Origin of the sequence: Allobosea sp. TWI1241 (assembly GCF_039673065.1) — a bacterium.
Lineage (GTDB): Bacteria > Pseudomonadota > Alphaproteobacteria > Rhizobiales > Beijerinckiaceae > Allobosea.
In genome coordinates, this window is sequence record NZ_JBDJKW010000001.1 from 1 (window position 1) to 14,289 (window position 14,289).

The window sequence follows — 14,289 nt, forward strand, 5'->3', positions numbered from 1 at the left end:
GGAAGGCACCGAGATGGTCATGCCCGGCGACAACATCGCCATGGAAGTCCACCTCATCGTCCCGATCGCCATGGAAGAGAAGCTCCGCTTCGCTATCCGTGAAGGCGGACGCACCGTCGGCGCCGGCGTCGTCGCAAACATCATCGAGTGAGTTCCGCACCAGCGGACTGACGGGACAGGGCGGCCTCGCGGCCGCCCTTTTCTTTTGCCCGCGGCGCCACGCGCAGGGCAACCGGCGCCCGCATCTCCTGAAGGGTCGAGCTTCGCCGCGATCCGTGCTGAACTGATCCCCGCAGGCCGCGCAGACGGCCGCGCCAGGGAGGTCCAGCCGATGCCGTTCCAGCCGCCGTTCACCGGCATCCACGCCATGCTCTTCGCCCTGTTCGACGACCAGGAGCGGCTCGACCGCGAGACGATGCGGCGGCAGACCGAGATCTGCCTGTCGCTCGGCGTCCACGGCGTCGCGGCGCTCGGCCTCGCCACCGAGGTCTCGAAGCTCAGCCTGCCCGAGCGTCGCCGGCTGATCGACTGGGTCGCCGAGGACGTCGCCGGGCGCGTGCCCCTCGCCTTCACCATCTTCGGCGGCTCGGTGGCCGAGCAGGTCGAGCAAGTCGCGGCCGCGCAGGCCGCCGGTGCCGACTGGGTCATCCTCCAGCCGCCCATGGTCGGCAGCTTCGGCGCCGGCGAATATATCCGCTTCTTCGGCCGCATCGCGGACGCGACCGGCCTGCCGGTCGCGATCCAGAACGCGCCGGCCTATATGGGCCGCGGCCTCTCGGCGCAGGATATCGGCGAGCTGGTGCGCCAGCATCCCAATATCTGTCTGATCAAGGGCGAAGGCCCGGTGACCGAGATCCGCCAGCTGATCGAGGTCACGGAAGGCCGCCTGCCGGTGATGAACGGCCGCGGCGGGCTGGAGCTCGCCGACAATCTGCGCGCCGGATGCGCCGGGCTGATTCTCGCGCCCGACACGATCGACCGCGCGCTGACCGTCTACGCCCGCCTGCGCGCCGGCGACGACGCGGGCGCCGAAGAGGCCTATCGCGAGGTGCTGCCGGCGATCGTCTTCATCATGCAGTCGCTTGAAAGCTTGGTCTGCTACGGCAAGCGCGTCTTCGGCGCCCGCGCCGGGATCGCGATCTACGACCGCGCGCCGGCACTGAGGCCGAGCGCCTACGGGCTGGAACTGGCCGCGCGCTACGCCGAGGCGCTGGGCCCCTACCCCGCCGGCTGAGGCCGTCGACGGAAATGGCGGGAGCGCGCACGATTTCGACTTGAAAACCGGGGCGCGTTCAGGCTAAGCAACCGCCACTGCAGGGGTATAGCTCAGTTGGTAGAGCGGCGGTCTCCAAAACCGCAGGTCGCGGGTTCAAGCCCTGCTGCCCCTGCCAGCAGTTTCGTCCGGACCGGCCCCTGAGGCCGGCCGAGACGCAAAACCGCAACGATCCAGCTCATATCATCGCGATCCAGCTGCCGGCGCCCGCGCCGCACGGCCTTGCCGCGTGCACCTCGTCTCCCCCGGCTGGCGCCGCCCGCTCGCGGAAAGGTGAATCACGCTGCCGATCGCGCTGTTGCGGCCGCCGCCCCGCCCTCTACGCTGCGCCGGCCTTTGACCCATGGGCATCCCCTTCGCAGCCATTCCGGGAGCCTCGTCATGATCCTGTCCGACCCTTCCCGCCGCGCGCTCTTCGCCGGCGCCGGCGCGCTGGCGACCGCCTCGACCCTCGGCGTCGCCGGCCCCGCCCTGGCCCGGTCCGTGCCACCAACGCAGAACCCAGGCTTCTACCGCTACAAGGTCGGCGACATCACCGTCACCGCCATCAATGACGGCTTCGCCCGCCGCCCGCTCGAAGGCTTCGTGCGCAATGCCGAGCTGGCCGACGTGCAGAAGGCGATGGAGGCGGCCTTCCTGCCGAAGGACGCCCTCTCGATCACTTTCACCACGCTCGCCCTGCAGATCGGCGACCGACTCGTGCTGATCGACACCGGCAACGGCGATTCGGGTGCGCCGACCTCCGGCTCCTGGATGGCCAACTTCAAGGCCGCCGGCTTCGATCCGAAATCCGTCTCCACGGTGATCTTCAGCCATTTCCACGGCGACCACATCAACGGCTTCCGCCTCAAGGACGGCACCGCCGTCTTTCCGAACGCCGAGGTGCTGGTGCCGGCCGCCGAATGGGGCTTCTGGACCGACGAGGCCCGCGCCGGCGCCGCGCCGGAGGCGATGAAGGGCGCCTTCGCCGCCGTGCGCCGCGTCTTCGGCCCGGTCTCCAAGGATGTGAAGCCCTTCGAGCCCGGCAAGGAGGTCGTCCCCGGCGTCACCGCGATCGCGGCGCCCGGCCACACGCCCGGCCACACCGTCTTCGCGATCAGCTCGAGCAATGGCCGACTGATGGTGATGTCGGACACCACCAACCATCCGGCGCTGTTCGTGCGGAATCCGGACTGGTCGGCGATCTTCGACATGGATGGCCCGGCCGCCGCCGCCACGCGGCGCAAGCTGCTCGACATGGCCGCAGCCGACAGGATGCAGGTCGCTTTCTATCACGCGCCCTTCCCCGCCACCGGCCACATCGCCCGGATCGGCAACGGCTTCGAGCTGGTGCCGTTGCAGTGGAGCAGCGCGATCTGAGCCGCGCGGCCCGCGCCTTTTTGCGCGGGCCGGCTCGCGGTGGCGGGCGCTCGCATGCTAAGCCCGGAAGCATGCCTTTCCGGATCGATGCATGACCGAGCACTTCACCGCCATCGCCTTCGTGGCCAGCGACACGGACGAGGCCCAGCAGGCGCGGACGCGGCTGTGCGAGCTCTATGGCGACGCCGACCCGACCGAGGCCGAGGTCGTCGTCGCGCTCGGCGGCGACGGGCTGATGCTGCAAACGCTGCATCGCTTCATGGGCACCGGAAAGCCGATCTACGGAATGAACCGCGGCTCGGTCGGCTTCCTGATGAACGAGTTCCGCGAGAAGGGCCTGCGCCGGCGCCTGCTCGCGGCGCAGCGCTCCGTCGTCCACCCGCTGGCGATGACCGCCGTCGACCGCGACGGCCGCCGCGTCGAGGCGCGCGCGATCAACGAGGTCTCGCTGCTGCGCCGCTCCTATCAGGCGGCCAAGCTGCGCCTCTCGGTGGACGGCCAGGTCCGGCTGACCGAACTTGTCGCCGACGGCGTGCTGCTGGCGACGCCGGCCGGCTCCACCGCCTACAATCTCTCCGCCAACGGGCCGATCCTGCCGCTCGACGCGCCGCTGCTGGCGCTGACACCGCTCTCGCCCTTCCGTCCGCGCCGCTGGCGCGGGGCGCTGCTGCCCGACCATGCGCGGGTCACCATCGCCGTGCTGGAAGCGGAGAAGCGCCCTGTCAGCGCCGTCGCCGACCATACCCAGATCGAGAACGTCGTCTCGGTGGCGATCGCGATCGACCGGACGGTCGACCTCGTCATGCTGCACGATCCCGGCCACAGCCTGGAAGAGCGCATCCTGCGCGAGCAGTTCGGCTATTGAGGCGGCGCGCTCAGGCCGCGCGCAGATCCGCCAGATCGAGTTCGACCAGAACGTCCGGGTCGGCCTCGACCAGCAGCGCCAGCGCCGCGTCGTCGGCCAGCGAATCGGCCAGCAGCCTCGCCTCCTCCCGCGCGGCCTCGGCATCGAGCCGGCGCAGCAGCGCCATCAGCGCGTGGCCTTCCAACCCCTCCGACAATTCGCAGGCGATCAACACCTCGGTGAGCAGGCCCCGGTCGAGCCCGCCGGCGGCCGGCCCCGGCTCGTGGCGCCCGCGCCGCTTCAGCGCCGCCACCGCGGCCCGGAAGGCCGGCAGCAGCGCCTCGGGCAGCCCCGCCTTGCGATAGAGCGCCTTGAGCCCGGCCCCGCCGCGATCCCACAGCAGGGCGCGGGCGCGGGTTTCCGGCAGCCCCGACAGATCGGCGAAGGCGGCTTCGGCCAGAGCGGGCTGGCCGCTCAGCAGCGAGCGCAGGATGACGCCCGGCGTCAGGCGGCCGTTCTCGCGCAGGCAGGCGACGATCGCAGGCGCGTCGCTCTCCTCCCCGCCCGAGGCCAGTGCCACGGCGACACGCTCGGTCGATTCGCGCGCCAGCCTGGCGCTGCGTTCCTCGCTCAGCCAGCCGCAGCCCGAGACGAAGGCCGCGAGCGCGTCTGAGACACGGCCGGCGATCGCCTGGCGCAGGCCCGCCGGCAGGTCGTTGCGGGCGAGCAGCGCCTCGCGGACGCGGCCAGAGGCGCCCTCGCGCTCGAAGATGCGCTCCAGCGAGAACAGCGGCAGATCGGCGGTCGGATTGCCGAGCAGCACGACCAGCGCCTCCTCGACGCCGACCTCGGCCAGGGCGGCGGCAGCGCCGCAGCCGAGATGGGGGCGCTGCGCGATCGCGCGCTGCGCCAGCCCGTCGCCGATCGCGGCGGCGTCGACGAGGTCCGCCTCGGTCAGTACCGGCAACTGCGCCAGCAGAAGCGCCGCGATGTCGCTCTGCTCGGCGATCAGGCCGAGCACCAGCACGCGCGGCGCTCCGGCGGCCCCGGCGATCGCCTCGGCAATGGCGCGACGCACCAGCGGCGACGGATCGTCGATCAGCGAGATCAACGCGGTCTCGGCCTCGCGGCGATCCTCCGGCGCCATGGCCGAGCGCAGATAGGCGCCGGCCAAAGCGGCTGCGCCGGCAGCGCGCGCATCGGCGGGAGCCGTGCGGGCCCAGAGCAGGAAACGGCGCACGATCATCCGCGCCTCCCGGTGGTCATGAAGGCGCTGAGATCGAGCGGGGCGCGGCGCGAGCGCGCGGCCGGGCGGCCCGCCAGCTCGGCCTGCGCAGGCGCGGGCTTGTCCAGGTCACGCGGGCGTCCGGGCGGCAGCGGTGCGACGACGGAGACCGGCGCCGGTCTGGTAGCTGCCTCTTCGGCCGTATCGGGGGCTGTGCTGGCCGTGCCGTCGAGCCGGGGGAAGTAGCGGCTCGCGCCCTCCTCCGCACCCTGGCGCGAGGCGACGCCGCTGCGCGGCGTGGTCCAGAGATTGGCGACCGCGCTGGAGACCGGCTGTCGCGAGCCCTCGGTCGAGAACAGGCCGATCAGCCCCTTGGCCCGACCCGGCGCCAGCGCAGCCGCGATCGGCACCGGCGGCGGCTCGGCGGACTGCGCCGTCTGCGCCGACTGGACCGAAGCGGCCGCGACCTGCGTCCCGGCATGGCTGGAGGCGAGCAGGGCGTAGACCTGCCGCACGCTGCGCGGCTGCCCGCTCTTGTCGAAGAAGATCGACCGGTTGGCGCTCGCGGCCTCGGGGAAGTCGCGCGCCGCGGCACGGTCGGGATCGCTGCCCGCGGTGCGGATCAGGTCGCTGGCACCGCGCGCGCCCAGCACATGGGCGATGTAGAGTTCGCCGGCATGCGGCTGGCGGCCGAGCGTGGCGGCGAGCTGCTCGCCATTGCGCTGCGTCAGCGCACCGGCCATCACCGCGGAGACCTTGGGATCGTTCCGCAGCTGCAGGATCGCCTCGCGCATCTGCGGATCGGCGACGGTAAGGCGGCCATTGCCGCTATCGCTGATCGCTTCCGCATAGGCGGAGAGCCCCTGCTTCGGGCCTTCCTGCCGGACGATCGACAGCCAGGTCTGCTCGATGAACTGGAAGAGCCCGGTGGCGCTGGAGGTGCGTGCCTTCGCCTCCGGCGTCAGCGACGATTCGCGCTGGGCGGTCTTCAGCAGATAATCGAAATCGGTCCCGGTCCGGTCCGCGCCCTGCTTGATCGCAGTGACGACCGGGTTCGCGGGCGTTGTCTCTCGGGCGCTCGACGTGCTGAAAAGGAACATGAAACCACTCGGGCAGCCACGGCTCCGACCGGACGGGCGGCAGCTGCGGAGACTGCTCCGATTATGGTAAGCGAAGCGTTAAGAGCGCGCGTCCGACGCGTCAGGAGGGCCCATGGCTGAAGCAGGCAGACACAGGCGCGGAGGCCTCTATTTCGAGGACTTCGAGATCGGCGTCGTGATCGAGCATCGCCTGACGCGCACCGTCACGCAGATGGACAACATGCTGTTCTCCAACATGACGCTGAACCCGCAGCCCCTGCACATCGACGCGCATTTCTGCGCGACCGAGACCGAATGGGGCCGGCCGCTGATGAACTCGCTGTTCACGCTCGGCCTGATGATCGGCATTTCGGTGAACGACACCACGGTCGGCACCACGATCGGCAATCTCGGCATGACCGACGTGACCTTCCCGGCCCCGCTCTTCGAGGGCGACACGATCAACTGCACCACCGAGATCGTCGCCAAGCGGGAATCGCGCTCGCGGCCCGATGCCGGCATCGTCGATTTCCACCATCGCGCCTACAAGCAGGACGGGACGCTCGTCGCCCAGTGCCGCCGGCAGGCATTCATGCGCAAGCGCCCGACCGGAGACGCCGCCTGATGCGCTCGCTGCTGTTCGTGCCGGGCGACAGCCCGAAGAAGCTGCAGAAGGGGCTGGAGAGCGCTGCCGACGCGCTGATCGTCGACCTCGAGGATTCGGTCGCGATCGACGCCAAGGCCGACGCGCGCGCCATCGCCTGCGAGTTCCTGAAGGAGGCTGCGCTGCTGCCGCGCCGGCCGCGCCTGATCGTCCGGATCAACGCGCTGTCGACCGGGCTGACGGAAGCCGATCTCGACGCGATCATGCCCGGCGCGCCCGACGCGATCATGCTGCCCAAGGCCGAGGGCGGCTCCGACCTCACCCATCTCGCCGCCAAGATCGCGGTGCGCGAGGCCGAGGCTGACCTGCCCGACGGCTCGACCCGGATCATTGCCATCGCCACCGAGACCGGCAAGGGCGTCTTCGGCCTGTCGAGCTATGCCGGCGCCAGCCACCGGCTGATGGCGCTGACCTGGGGCGCGGAGGATCTCTCCGCCGAACTCGGCGCCGAGACCAACCGACTGGAGAACGGGCAGTTCACCGATCCCTACCGGCTGGCGCGCTCGCTGCTGCTCTTTGCCGCCTCGGCGGCACAGGTCGACGCGATCGACACCGTCTTCACCGCCTTCCGCGACGAGGCCGGGCTGCGCGCCGAATGCCTGGCCGCCCGCCGCGACGGCTTCACCGCCAAGATGGCGATCCATCCGGCGCAGGTCGCGACGATCAACGAGGTGTTCTCGCCCGCGCCCGAGGCGCTGCGCCGCGCCGAGGCGATCATCGCGCTGTTCGAGGCCAATCCCGGCCTCGGCGTCGTCGGCCTCGACGGCGAGATGCTCGACCGGCCGCATCTGCTGCGGGCGAAACGGCTGAAGGCCCGTGCCGACAAACTGCGCGAATGAATCCGTGCAGCCCGTTGCGGAGACTCCGCTTTCGCCGGCGCGGATGGCAATGAGCTCTGGCCGCAGAACACGGCTCGCCCGCTACGCTTGCGCCCTGGCCCTCCTCGCCGCGTCAGCCGTGATGGCGCCCGTGAACGCCGCCGATCCGTCCGAGCCGCCGGCCGGGCTGGCCGATCCGGCCGTGACGCTGGCGCTGGAAGCCGCGCTCGCCGATGCCCTCGCGAGCCGGCCGCCGTCGGACGCGACCGAGCCCTTCGCCGAACGCGCCGAGGCGGTGCTTGATTGGGCTGTGGCGCTGGCTGCGCAGCCGCCGGAGCAGGTGGCGAAGCGGGCGATGGCGCTCGACGCCTGCGCCCATGCCGGCCTCGCGCTCAACCGGATCGTGCTGGGACTGGCGGATGGCGAAATCGCGCCCCTGCGGCAGGCCGGCGGCGGACCGCCGTCATGGACTCTCGCCGGAGACCTCGCCGAAGCCTATGCCGAGGCGATGGGGCGCTGCGAGCGCCTGCGGAACCTGCCCGCGAGCCCGCGCCGCATCGGCCCCGCGCCGGAATGAGCGGCGTGGCCTCGTGACTAGCCGCCGGGCGGGCGGGTCAGCGAGAACATCTCGGTGACCGCGGCATAGTCGGCATAGCCACAGCGGGCGACCGGCCCGGCGGCGGCCGTGTCGAAGCGCCCGTCCCGGACGAAGGCCTCGTCGAGATAGGCGGCGACCACCTGTCCGATCACCATCCAGCGCGGCAGTTCCTGCCCGTCGAGATCGCGCAGCTGCTGCAGCGAGATCAGCTTGCACTCCAGCGCTGCCGGGCTGCCGGCGACGCGCGGCGGCTTGACCAGACGCGAGGGCGCCATGGCGAGGCCGGCATGGGCATATTCGTTCTCGCCGCGCGGCAGCGGCGCCGAGGTCAGGTTCATCTGCTGCACCAGCGCGCGGGTCACCAGGCTGCAGGTGAACTCGCCAGTCTCCTCGATGAAGCTAACGGCGTCCTTGCGGTTCTCCGAGGAGAACATCACCAGGTTCGGCTTCGAAGAGATCGCGTTGAAAAAGCTGTAGGGCGAGAGATTGACCTCTCCCCGCGCGCTCATCGCGCTGATCCAGCCGATCGGGCGGGGCGCGACGATGGCCTTGAACGGGTCGTGCCGGAATGCGAGCTCGCGCCCGTCCTCGCCATAATACATGCCGCTCACGCTCCGAAATGGCTGACGATCGCCGCCATGTCCGGCCGCTCGCGATCGGCAGGACGGGTCTGCGGCGTGCCGATATGGACGAATCCAGCGATACGCTCCTCCTCCGCCACGCCGAAGGCGCGCAGCACCTCGCGGTCGAAGGAGAACCAGTTGGTCAGCCAGCTGCCGGCGAAGCCCATCGCCTCGGCCGCGATCAAGAGGTTGAAGCAGGTGGCGCCGGCGGACAGCTCCTGCTCCCAGACCGGGATCTTCTCGTGCTTGCGGGCGCGCGAGACCACAGCCACCACCAGCGGCGCATGCAGCAAACGGTTGCGCTCGAACGTGACCTTGTCCTCCGGCGCGTCCGGGGTGCGCTTGCGGAACACCTCGGCGACGCGCTCGGCGGCCTTCACCTTGCCCTCGCCGGCGAAGACGATGAAGCGCCACGGCACCAGCTTGCCATGGTCCGGCACCCGCGCGGCGATGGCGAGCAGCTCGGCGAGCTGGGCTTCGCTCGGCCCCGGCGCGGCGAGGAACTGCGGCGGAACGGAGCGGCGGTGCTTGAGTAGGGCGAGCGTGTCGGTCATGAGAGTTCCGGCGGCTTGGGATGTCGCGGCCGCCTCCGGGCCGTGGGACCCGGGGGCGTCGGCTAGCCCGCTCCGGCCGCGGGGCCGAAGGCGGACTGCGCTTCGTTCATGAGTTAGGGTTTTGCCATGATGAGGACAAGCCGAGCTGCTCCTTCTCCGGCGCAGGCAGGATGATGGCGCAACGCATGTTTCAAGGCGAGCAATTCCAGGGTGGCGTGATCCGGCGCGCCCCGCAGCAACCCCCGGCACGCCTGCGCGCCGCCGGTCGTCTCGCCTGCCTCGCGGCCCTGCTCGCGCTTCCCCTGCCCGCCGGCGCCCAGACCGGCATGCAGGCGCCCTCCATGCTCTCGCCGGACGGCTTCGTGCCGCCCATGCCCGACGCCCGTCCCGGGCAGGCGCTGATGACGCTCGGCGCCCGCTTCAGCGGCGGCGAGGGCAAGCCGATCCAGTCCGGGCTGGTCTGGCGCATTCTCTCGGAATCGGTCGACGGCTCGGCGCCGCGCATCGTCGCGCGCTCCACGGAGCCGCGCCCGCGCTTCACCCTGCCGCCCGGCGTCTATCTCGTCCACGCCGCCTATGGCTTCGCCAGCGGCACCAAGCGCGTCGCGCTCGGCCCGCAGGGCATCACCGAGCAGATCCCGATCAGCGCCGGCGCGCTCTCGCTGGCAGGGTCGATCGGCGAGACGCCGATTCCGGCCGGCCAGATCAAGTTCTCGGTCTTCGTGCCGCTGCAGGGCAATTCGGAAGGCCGCCTCATCACCGCCAGCGCCAAGGCCGGCGAGCTGATCCGCCTGCCCGAGGGCGCCTATCACGTCGTCTCGACCTATGGCGATTCCAACGCGATCCAGCGTGCCGACATCCGTGTCGAGGCCGGCCAGGTGACGCAGGCGACCCTGCATCACCGCGCGGCGCAGGTGACACTGAAGCTCGTCGCCGGCCCGGGCGGCGAGGCCTTCGCCGGCACCGCCTTCAGCGTGCTGACGCCGGGCGGCGACATCATCCGCGAGGCGATCGGCGCCTTCCCGCAGGTGATCCTCGCCGAGGGCGACTATGTGCTGATCGCCCGGCAGGAGGGCCAGGTGTTCTCGCAGGAGTTCAAGGTCGAATCCGGCCGCGACCGCGACATCGAGGTCATTGCCCGCTGACGGGCGCCGGGGCCGGCGTCGGCTCGGCAGTTGCGGGTGAGGCCTGCGCGGGTGAGGCCGCCCCGCCCTCGCCCGCCGGCAGCAGCGCCGCCGCGATGCCGTCCGCCAAGCGGATGGCGAGGCAGCGATAGCCGGCGTCGACGACCTGGAGGCCGTCCATGCCGACGAGCTCCTCGGAGGTGAATTGGCGGGTGCGCGACCAGCTGTTCATCATCGCATAGCGCGGAAAGACCGTGACGCCGTTCTTGGCCGCCGTCTTCGCCAATACGGCGCGATAATCGTCGTAATGCGGATAGCGGCTCTCGCGCGGCAGCCAGAGCAAATCCATCATGATCAGCTCGATGCCGGAATCGTGCAGCTTGCGGATGCCCTTGCCGAGGATGCGCGCCAGCTTGTCCTCGCCGATGTCGCGCACCGCGTCGGCGACAGCCGTCTGCCAGATCACCAGGCCTGGTTTCTCGTCGATGACGTCGACATCCATGCGCGCCAGCATCTCATAGGCCGACTGGCCGCTGGCACCGCGGTTGAGCACCGTGATCTCGCGCCCCGGCAGACGGCGCCGCAGCTCCGCCTGCAGCACCGCGGGATAGCTGCGGTGCTGGCCGCTGGCACCCGGCCCCGCCGTACTCGACGAGCCCAGCGCCACGATGGTCAGGCGCCCGGTCTCGGCCAGTGCCTGGCGCGACAATGGCAGCTTGGGCTCGAATGCGGCAACCGTCGCGGCCGCGCGGCAGCGATCGTCAGGCGTGCGGAAGGCGGGTTTCGGCTGCGCGAGGGCCGGCGCGGCAAGCACCAGCAGCGCGGCGATCAGGCCGTGGCGGCCCTTTCGCGCGCCACACCGACCGGACGTGCCGTAAGCGACTTGTACCACGACAGGAATAATCCTAGCCCTATCAGGAGGATAAGACCGCCGGCGACGAAAAGCAATTGAGCCCAGAGGGCGAAGGACATCTCGGCCATGACGATCTGGCCGATGATCGACAGCACGATGCCGACGCAGAACACCTCGAGCGAATGGCGGCCGGTCGCCGCGAGGCGGGTGCCGACGGGGCCGCGCAGCAGCCGGCTCTCGGCCGGGATCAGGCGGATGACGATCCAGGCCAGCGCCAGCAGGTGCAGCAGGCGGATCGTCGCGAGATTGGTCTTGTCGACGCCCATCTGCAGCCCCTCGATCCAGTCGGAGAGGAAGGCGACGCCGAAAGGGTTGCCGGTGCTGAGCTTCACCGCCGCCGAGAACAGCAGCAGCCCGGCCGCGGCGACGTCGATCGCCAGGATGCGCGGCTGGCGCACGCCGAGCGTGGCGAAACGGCCCATCACGATGCCGATCACGAAGATCGCCTGCCAGGCGAAGGGATTGAAGTACCAGCCGCTGCCGCCGGGTTTGCTCGGCAGGTTGAGATCGAAGGCCGAGGCCGCCTGCCAGAGCGCGAGCGAGGCGAGCAGCGCCGCCAGAGGGCTCGTCCGCACCGCGAGATAGGCCAGCGGGAACGCGGCCAGCAGCACGATGTAGAGCGGCAGGATATTGAGGTAATCCGGCTGGTAGCTCAGCTGCAGCGCGTTGATCACCGCCTCGACGGTGTCGCTGAAGAAGGGCAGGACGTTGATCCACTCCATGTAGAGCGAATTCTGCGTGCGGGCGATCGCGGTGGCGACCACGCCGCAGACCAGCACGAACAGCGCCAGATGCGCGACATAGAGCGTCCAGATCCGCGCGCAGACCTTGAGCGAGCCGACCAGGAGGCCGCGCTGGTCGATCTGCCGGCCATAGGCGAAGGCCGCCGAGATGCCGGCGAGCAGCACGAAGACGTCCGCCGCGTCGGAGAAGCCGTAATTGCGCGGTGTCACGAAGGAGACAACGTTGCCGGGGATGTGATTGACGAAGATGATCAGCAGGATCAGGCCGCGGATCACGTCGATGCGCAGGTCGCGGGCGGGGGCTTCCGCTTCGCGCGGCCCCTTCCCGTACAGCATCAGGCGCCAGAAACCGCTCACCTCGTCACCCATCCCCAAAGCTGTGTCACCAGCTGCGTCAGCCGCCGCATCGCGGCCAGCTACAGCGCCGCATTGTGGCGCCGGCATGGCCTGCAACGGGGCTCACGACACTGTGTGCGGAGTCTCAACGCCCGGAGGCGGCGCGCGTTCCCTTGGGTCACCGGAAAGCCGCTCGCCTCAGTAGGGCGGCTCGTCATGGACGCGCTTGCCGTCGATCAGCAGGCGCTTGATCGCGGCCGCCCCGGAGGCGTCGACCGCCGCCACGACCTCGATGCGGGCCCGCTCCGTCCGCTCGATCGCCAGCCCCGTGCCCTGCGGCACGAAGTAGCTCTCCAGCCCGTAGGCGACGTTGAGGCTGCTGACGCCCTTGGCGCAGTCGAAGATGCCGCCCTCGTCGCGCGCGCAGCTGGTCGAGAGCACGCGGGCCTTGAGCACCGTCTCGCCCGCGCCGACCGGCGGGAAGGCGCGATAGACCCCGCGCGCCTCGGCGAAGCCGCCGGCGCCGGGCGCCACGCGGACATAGACCCACTGGTCGCGCGCGAAGGTCTTGTCGCCGGCCAGCTTCGTCGTATCGAGCCGGCCGATCGTATAGCCGAGGACGACATAATCGCCGCGGAACAGGTCGCGCGGATCGACCGGGGCGGTCTGCAGGCGGATCTCGACGCCCGAACGCAGGATGCGGGCGCGCGATTCCACCAGCATCAGGATCAGGCCGGAGAGCACCAGCATGGCGGCGAGCATGCGCCAGAGCAGCGGAATGCGCCCGACCAGCGCGTCGGGTGTCGGCAGGCTGCGGATCACGACACGGCCTCCTGGCGCGGGGAGAGGCGGGCGAACAGGCGTCGCGACGCGACCGCGAGCCCGATCAGCAGCGCGCCGGCGACCAGGAAGAACAGCGACTGGTCGAGCAGCGTGCCGATGGTCTGCCAGAGCAGCACCATCACCGAGACGAAGAACAGCAGCGAGCCGGCGATGCTGAAGTGGCGCATGCCGCCGCCGGCACCGGCGACCACCAGCCCGATCGCCGTGCTGAGGACCAGCCCGGCCACGACGACCTTGCCGGCAAGCGTCGCCGCGCTGCCGCTCCAGAACACCACCGGCACCAGCAGGGCCGCGACCAGAGCCGCCGTCAGCGGCCAGGCGAAGCGCCGCGACCGCACCGTGAGGACGAGCGCCGCGACCGCCGGCAGCGCCAGCGCGTAGCCGACATAGCTGTGCCAGATCGCCATGGCGCCGCGCGCCTCATGCGCGTCGAGGATGCGCACGAGCTCGACGCCGAGCGTCAACACGAGCCCGACCAACCCCCAGGGCAGGAAGGCGCTGAACAGCCGCGGCCCGCCGCGCGACAGCGCGAGCGAGCCGATCGCGACGAAGGCGACGGACAGCGCCAGCCCATAGGCGATCAGTCCGTATTCGAAGCGATGGAGCACCCAGCGCTCGGGCAGCAGGCAGAACCACATGATAAGCGCCAGCACCGCGGCATGGTGGACGAGGCGGCTGCTACGCGTCGCCGAAAGCCAGAGGATCGGCAGGAAGAAGGCCCAGAACAGCGAAGGTAGCTGGCCGCCGGCCTCGTCCCAGCGCCCGACCGTCCAGGCGCAGAGCGCCGCGATCGCGATCACCAGCGCGCCGCTGGAGCGCAGCAGGATGGCGGCCACCAGCGCGCCGAAGCCGACGAGCAGGGCCCCGCCCGGCCAGTCGCTCGGCAGGTGATACATCTGGCCGACCAGCGCCACGCCGGCGCCGAAGACCAGCACCGCGCAGGTATAGGCCGCTTCCGCTCCGCCGCGCGCGCCGGAACGCTCCAGGCGCGCGCCGATGCCGATGACGCCGAGCAGCGCGAGGATGATGAAGACCAGCTTGGTCAGCCGCGGGATCAGCTCCCAGTTCGCCGCGACGAAGGCCGAGACGCTGGCGGCGATCAGCAGGCCACCGAACAGCCCGAGCAGCGCCGGGATGCGGGCCCCGCCGTCGCGCGGCACGGAGTTGCGGAGGGCGGAGGCGCTTTCGGGGCTGAGCAGCCCCTCAGCGACCCAGCGCGTCAGATCGGCGTCGAGCCGCTTGCGATAGGAACCTGTCAGCATTGCGGGCTATTTGGCACGGGCTGACAGGTTT

At 70.7% G+C, this 14,289-nt stretch carries 16 protein-coding genes and 1 tRNA gene; 9 read left to right on the forward strand and 8 right to left on the reverse strand.

Annotated elements, in window-relative coordinates:
- The 5 genes from ABE438_RS00005 to ABE438_RS00025 all read left to right on the forward strand — a co-directional run.
- Window positions 1-151: EF-Tu C-terminal domain-related protein (locus ABE438_RS00005; protein ID WP_465248538.1), on the forward strand; the 151-nt coding region annotated here is incomplete at its 5' end.
- A 180-nt stretch (window positions 152-331) separates the two neighbouring features.
- On the forward strand, window positions 332-1,234 hold the full coding sequence (locus ABE438_RS00010) for a dihydrodipicolinate synthase family protein (RefSeq protein WP_346499997.1): 903 nt from the start codon (window positions 332-334) through the stop codon (window positions 1,232-1,234).
- A gap of 81 nt (window positions 1,235-1,315) precedes the next feature.
- Window positions 1,316-1,391 (forward strand) — tRNA-Trp (locus ABE438_RS00015).
- Between the two features lie 263 nt (window positions 1,392-1,654).
- Entirely contained in the window at window positions 1,655-2,632 is a 978-nt protein-coding gene (locus ABE438_RS00020; protein WP_346499999.1) for an MBL fold metallo-hydrolase, read from the forward strand.
- A gap of 91 nt (window positions 2,633-2,723) precedes the next feature.
- Window positions 2,724-3,497, forward strand: coding sequence for an NAD kinase (locus tag ABE438_RS00025; protein WP_346500000.1), 774 nt, complete (start codon window positions 2,724-2,726; stop codon window positions 3,495-3,497).
- Between the two features lie 10 nt (window positions 3,498-3,507).
- Here ABE438_RS00025 and ABE438_RS00030 read toward each other — a convergent pair whose 3' ends face one another.
- Both ABE438_RS00030 and ABE438_RS00035 read right to left on the reverse strand, forming a co-directional pair.
- Window positions 3,508-4,722 (reverse strand): DUF2336 domain-containing protein, encoded by a 1,215-nt coding sequence (locus tag ABE438_RS00030; RefSeq protein ID WP_346500002.1) that lies wholly within the window; start codon window positions 4,720-4,722, stop codon window positions 3,508-3,510.
- On the reverse strand, window positions 4,719-5,801 hold the full coding sequence (locus tag ABE438_RS00035) for a lytic transglycosylase domain-containing protein (RefSeq protein WP_346500004.1): 1,083 nt from the start codon (window positions 5,799-5,801) through the stop codon (window positions 4,719-4,721). Before ABE438_RS00035 ends, ABE438_RS00030 begins: the two co-directional genes overlap by 4 nt.
- 112 nt (window positions 5,802-5,913) lie before the next feature.
- On the opposite strand from ABE438_RS00035, the gene ABE438_RS00040 reads away from it, so the two are divergent.
- The 3 genes from ABE438_RS00040 (at window position 5,914) to ABE438_RS00050 (ending at window position 7,839) form a co-directional block, all read left to right on the forward strand.
- Complete coding sequence (locus ABE438_RS00040) at window positions 5,914-6,405, forward strand: MaoC family dehydratase (RefSeq protein ID WP_346500006.1); 492 nt, start codon at window positions 5,914-5,916, stop codon at window positions 6,403-6,405.
- Window positions 6,405-7,283 (forward strand): HpcH/HpaI aldolase/citrate lyase family protein, encoded by an 879-nt coding sequence (locus tag ABE438_RS00045; RefSeq protein ID WP_346500008.1) that lies wholly within the window; start codon window positions 6,405-6,407, stop codon window positions 7,281-7,283. Before ABE438_RS00040 ends, ABE438_RS00045 begins: the two co-directional genes overlap by 1 nt.
- A gap of 130 nt (window positions 7,284-7,413) precedes the next feature.
- On the forward strand, window positions 7,414-7,839 hold the full coding sequence (locus ABE438_RS00050; protein ID WP_346500010.1) for a hypothetical protein: 426 nt from the start codon (window positions 7,414-7,416) through the stop codon (window positions 7,837-7,839).
- A gap of 17 nt (window positions 7,840-7,856) precedes the next feature.
- Here the strand turns inward: ABE438_RS00050 and ABE438_RS00055 are convergent, their stop codons facing one another.
- Both ABE438_RS00055 and ABE438_RS00060 read right to left on the reverse strand, forming a co-directional pair.
- Entirely contained in the window at window positions 7,857-8,462 is a 606-nt protein-coding gene (locus ABE438_RS00055; RefSeq protein ID WP_346501008.1) for a flavin reductase family protein, read from the reverse strand.
- A gap of 5 nt (window positions 8,463-8,467) precedes the next feature.
- On the reverse strand, window positions 8,468-9,037 hold the full coding sequence (locus tag ABE438_RS00060; RefSeq protein ID WP_346500012.1) for a nitroreductase family protein: 570 nt from the start codon (window positions 9,035-9,037) through the stop codon (window positions 8,468-8,470).
- A gap of 185 nt (window positions 9,038-9,222) precedes the next feature.
- Here ABE438_RS00060 and ABE438_RS00065 point away from each other — a divergent pair, with 185 nt between their 5' ends.
- A complete protein-coding gene (locus ABE438_RS00065) occupies window positions 9,223-10,182 on the forward strand; it encodes a hypothetical protein (RefSeq protein WP_346500014.1) in 960 nt (319 codons plus the stop codon).
- Here ABE438_RS00065 and ABE438_RS00070 read toward each other — a convergent pair.
- From ABE438_RS00070 to ABE438_RS00085, 4 genes are all read right to left on the reverse strand, one after another.
- Window positions 10,169-11,053 (reverse strand): SGNH/GDSL hydrolase family protein, encoded by an 885-nt coding sequence (locus ABE438_RS00070; protein ID WP_346500015.1) that lies wholly within the window; start codon window positions 11,051-11,053, stop codon window positions 10,169-10,171. The genes ABE438_RS00065 and ABE438_RS00070 overlap by 14 nt on opposite strands.
- Complete coding sequence (locus ABE438_RS00075; RefSeq protein ID WP_346500017.1) at window positions 10,990-12,174, reverse strand: OpgC family protein; 1,185 nt, start codon at window positions 12,172-12,174, stop codon at window positions 10,990-10,992. Before ABE438_RS00075 ends, ABE438_RS00070 begins: the two co-directional genes overlap by 64 nt.
- Before the next feature lie 177 nt (window positions 12,175-12,351).
- On the reverse strand, window positions 12,352-12,975 hold the full coding sequence (locus tag ABE438_RS00080) for a GDYXXLXY domain-containing protein (protein ID WP_346500019.1): 624 nt from the start codon (window positions 12,973-12,975) through the stop codon (window positions 12,352-12,354).
- Window positions 12,972-14,258: a DUF2157 domain-containing protein gene (locus ABE438_RS00085; protein WP_346500021.1), complete on the reverse strand. Its 1,287-nt coding sequence runs from the start codon at window positions 14,256-14,258 to the stop codon at window positions 12,972-12,974. The genes ABE438_RS00080 and ABE438_RS00085 overlap by 4 nt, the downstream gene beginning before the upstream one ends.
- Window positions 14,259-14,289: the final 31 nt, after the last annotated feature.

Coding starts and splice junctions, on each gene's coding strand:
- ABE438_RS00010 (WP_346499997.1), top strand. CDS start 332: ATGCCGTTCCAGCCGCCGTTCACCGGCATCCACGCCATGCTCTTCGCC.
- ABE438_RS00020 (WP_346499999.1), top strand. CDS start 1,655: ATGATCCTGTCCGACCCTTCCCGCCGCGCGCTCTTCGCCGGCGCCGGC.
- ABE438_RS00025 (WP_346500000.1), top strand. CDS start 2,724: ATGACCGAGCACTTCACCGCCATCGCCTTCGTGGCCAGCGACACGGAC.
- ABE438_RS00030 (WP_346500002.1), bottom strand. CDS start 4,722: ATGATCGTGCGCCGTTTCCTGCTCTGGGCCCGCACGGCTCCCGCCGAT.
- ABE438_RS00035 (WP_346500004.1), bottom strand. CDS start 5,801: ATGTTCCTTTTCAGCACGTCGAGCGCCCGAGAGACAACGCCCGCGAAC.
- ABE438_RS00040 (WP_346500006.1), top strand. CDS start 5,914: ATGGCTGAAGCAGGCAGACACAGGCGCGGAGGCCTCTATTTCGAGGAC.
- ABE438_RS00045 (WP_346500008.1), top strand. CDS start 6,405: ATGCGCTCGCTGCTGTTCGTGCCGGGCGACAGCCCGAAGAAGCTGCAG.
- ABE438_RS00055 (WP_346501008.1), bottom strand. CDS start 8,462: ATGTATTATGGCGAGGACGGGCGCGAGCTCGCATTCCGGCACGACCCG.
- ABE438_RS00060 (WP_346500012.1), bottom strand. CDS start 9,037: ATGACCGACACGCTCGCCCTACTCAAGCACCGCCGCTCCGTTCCGCCG.
- ABE438_RS00065 (WP_346500014.1), top strand. CDS start 9,223: ATGTTTCAAGGCGAGCAATTCCAGGGTGGCGTGATCCGGCGCGCCCCG.
- ABE438_RS00085 (WP_346500021.1), bottom strand. CDS start 14,258: ATGCTGACAGGTTCCTATCGCAAGCGGCTCGACGCCGATCTGACGCGC.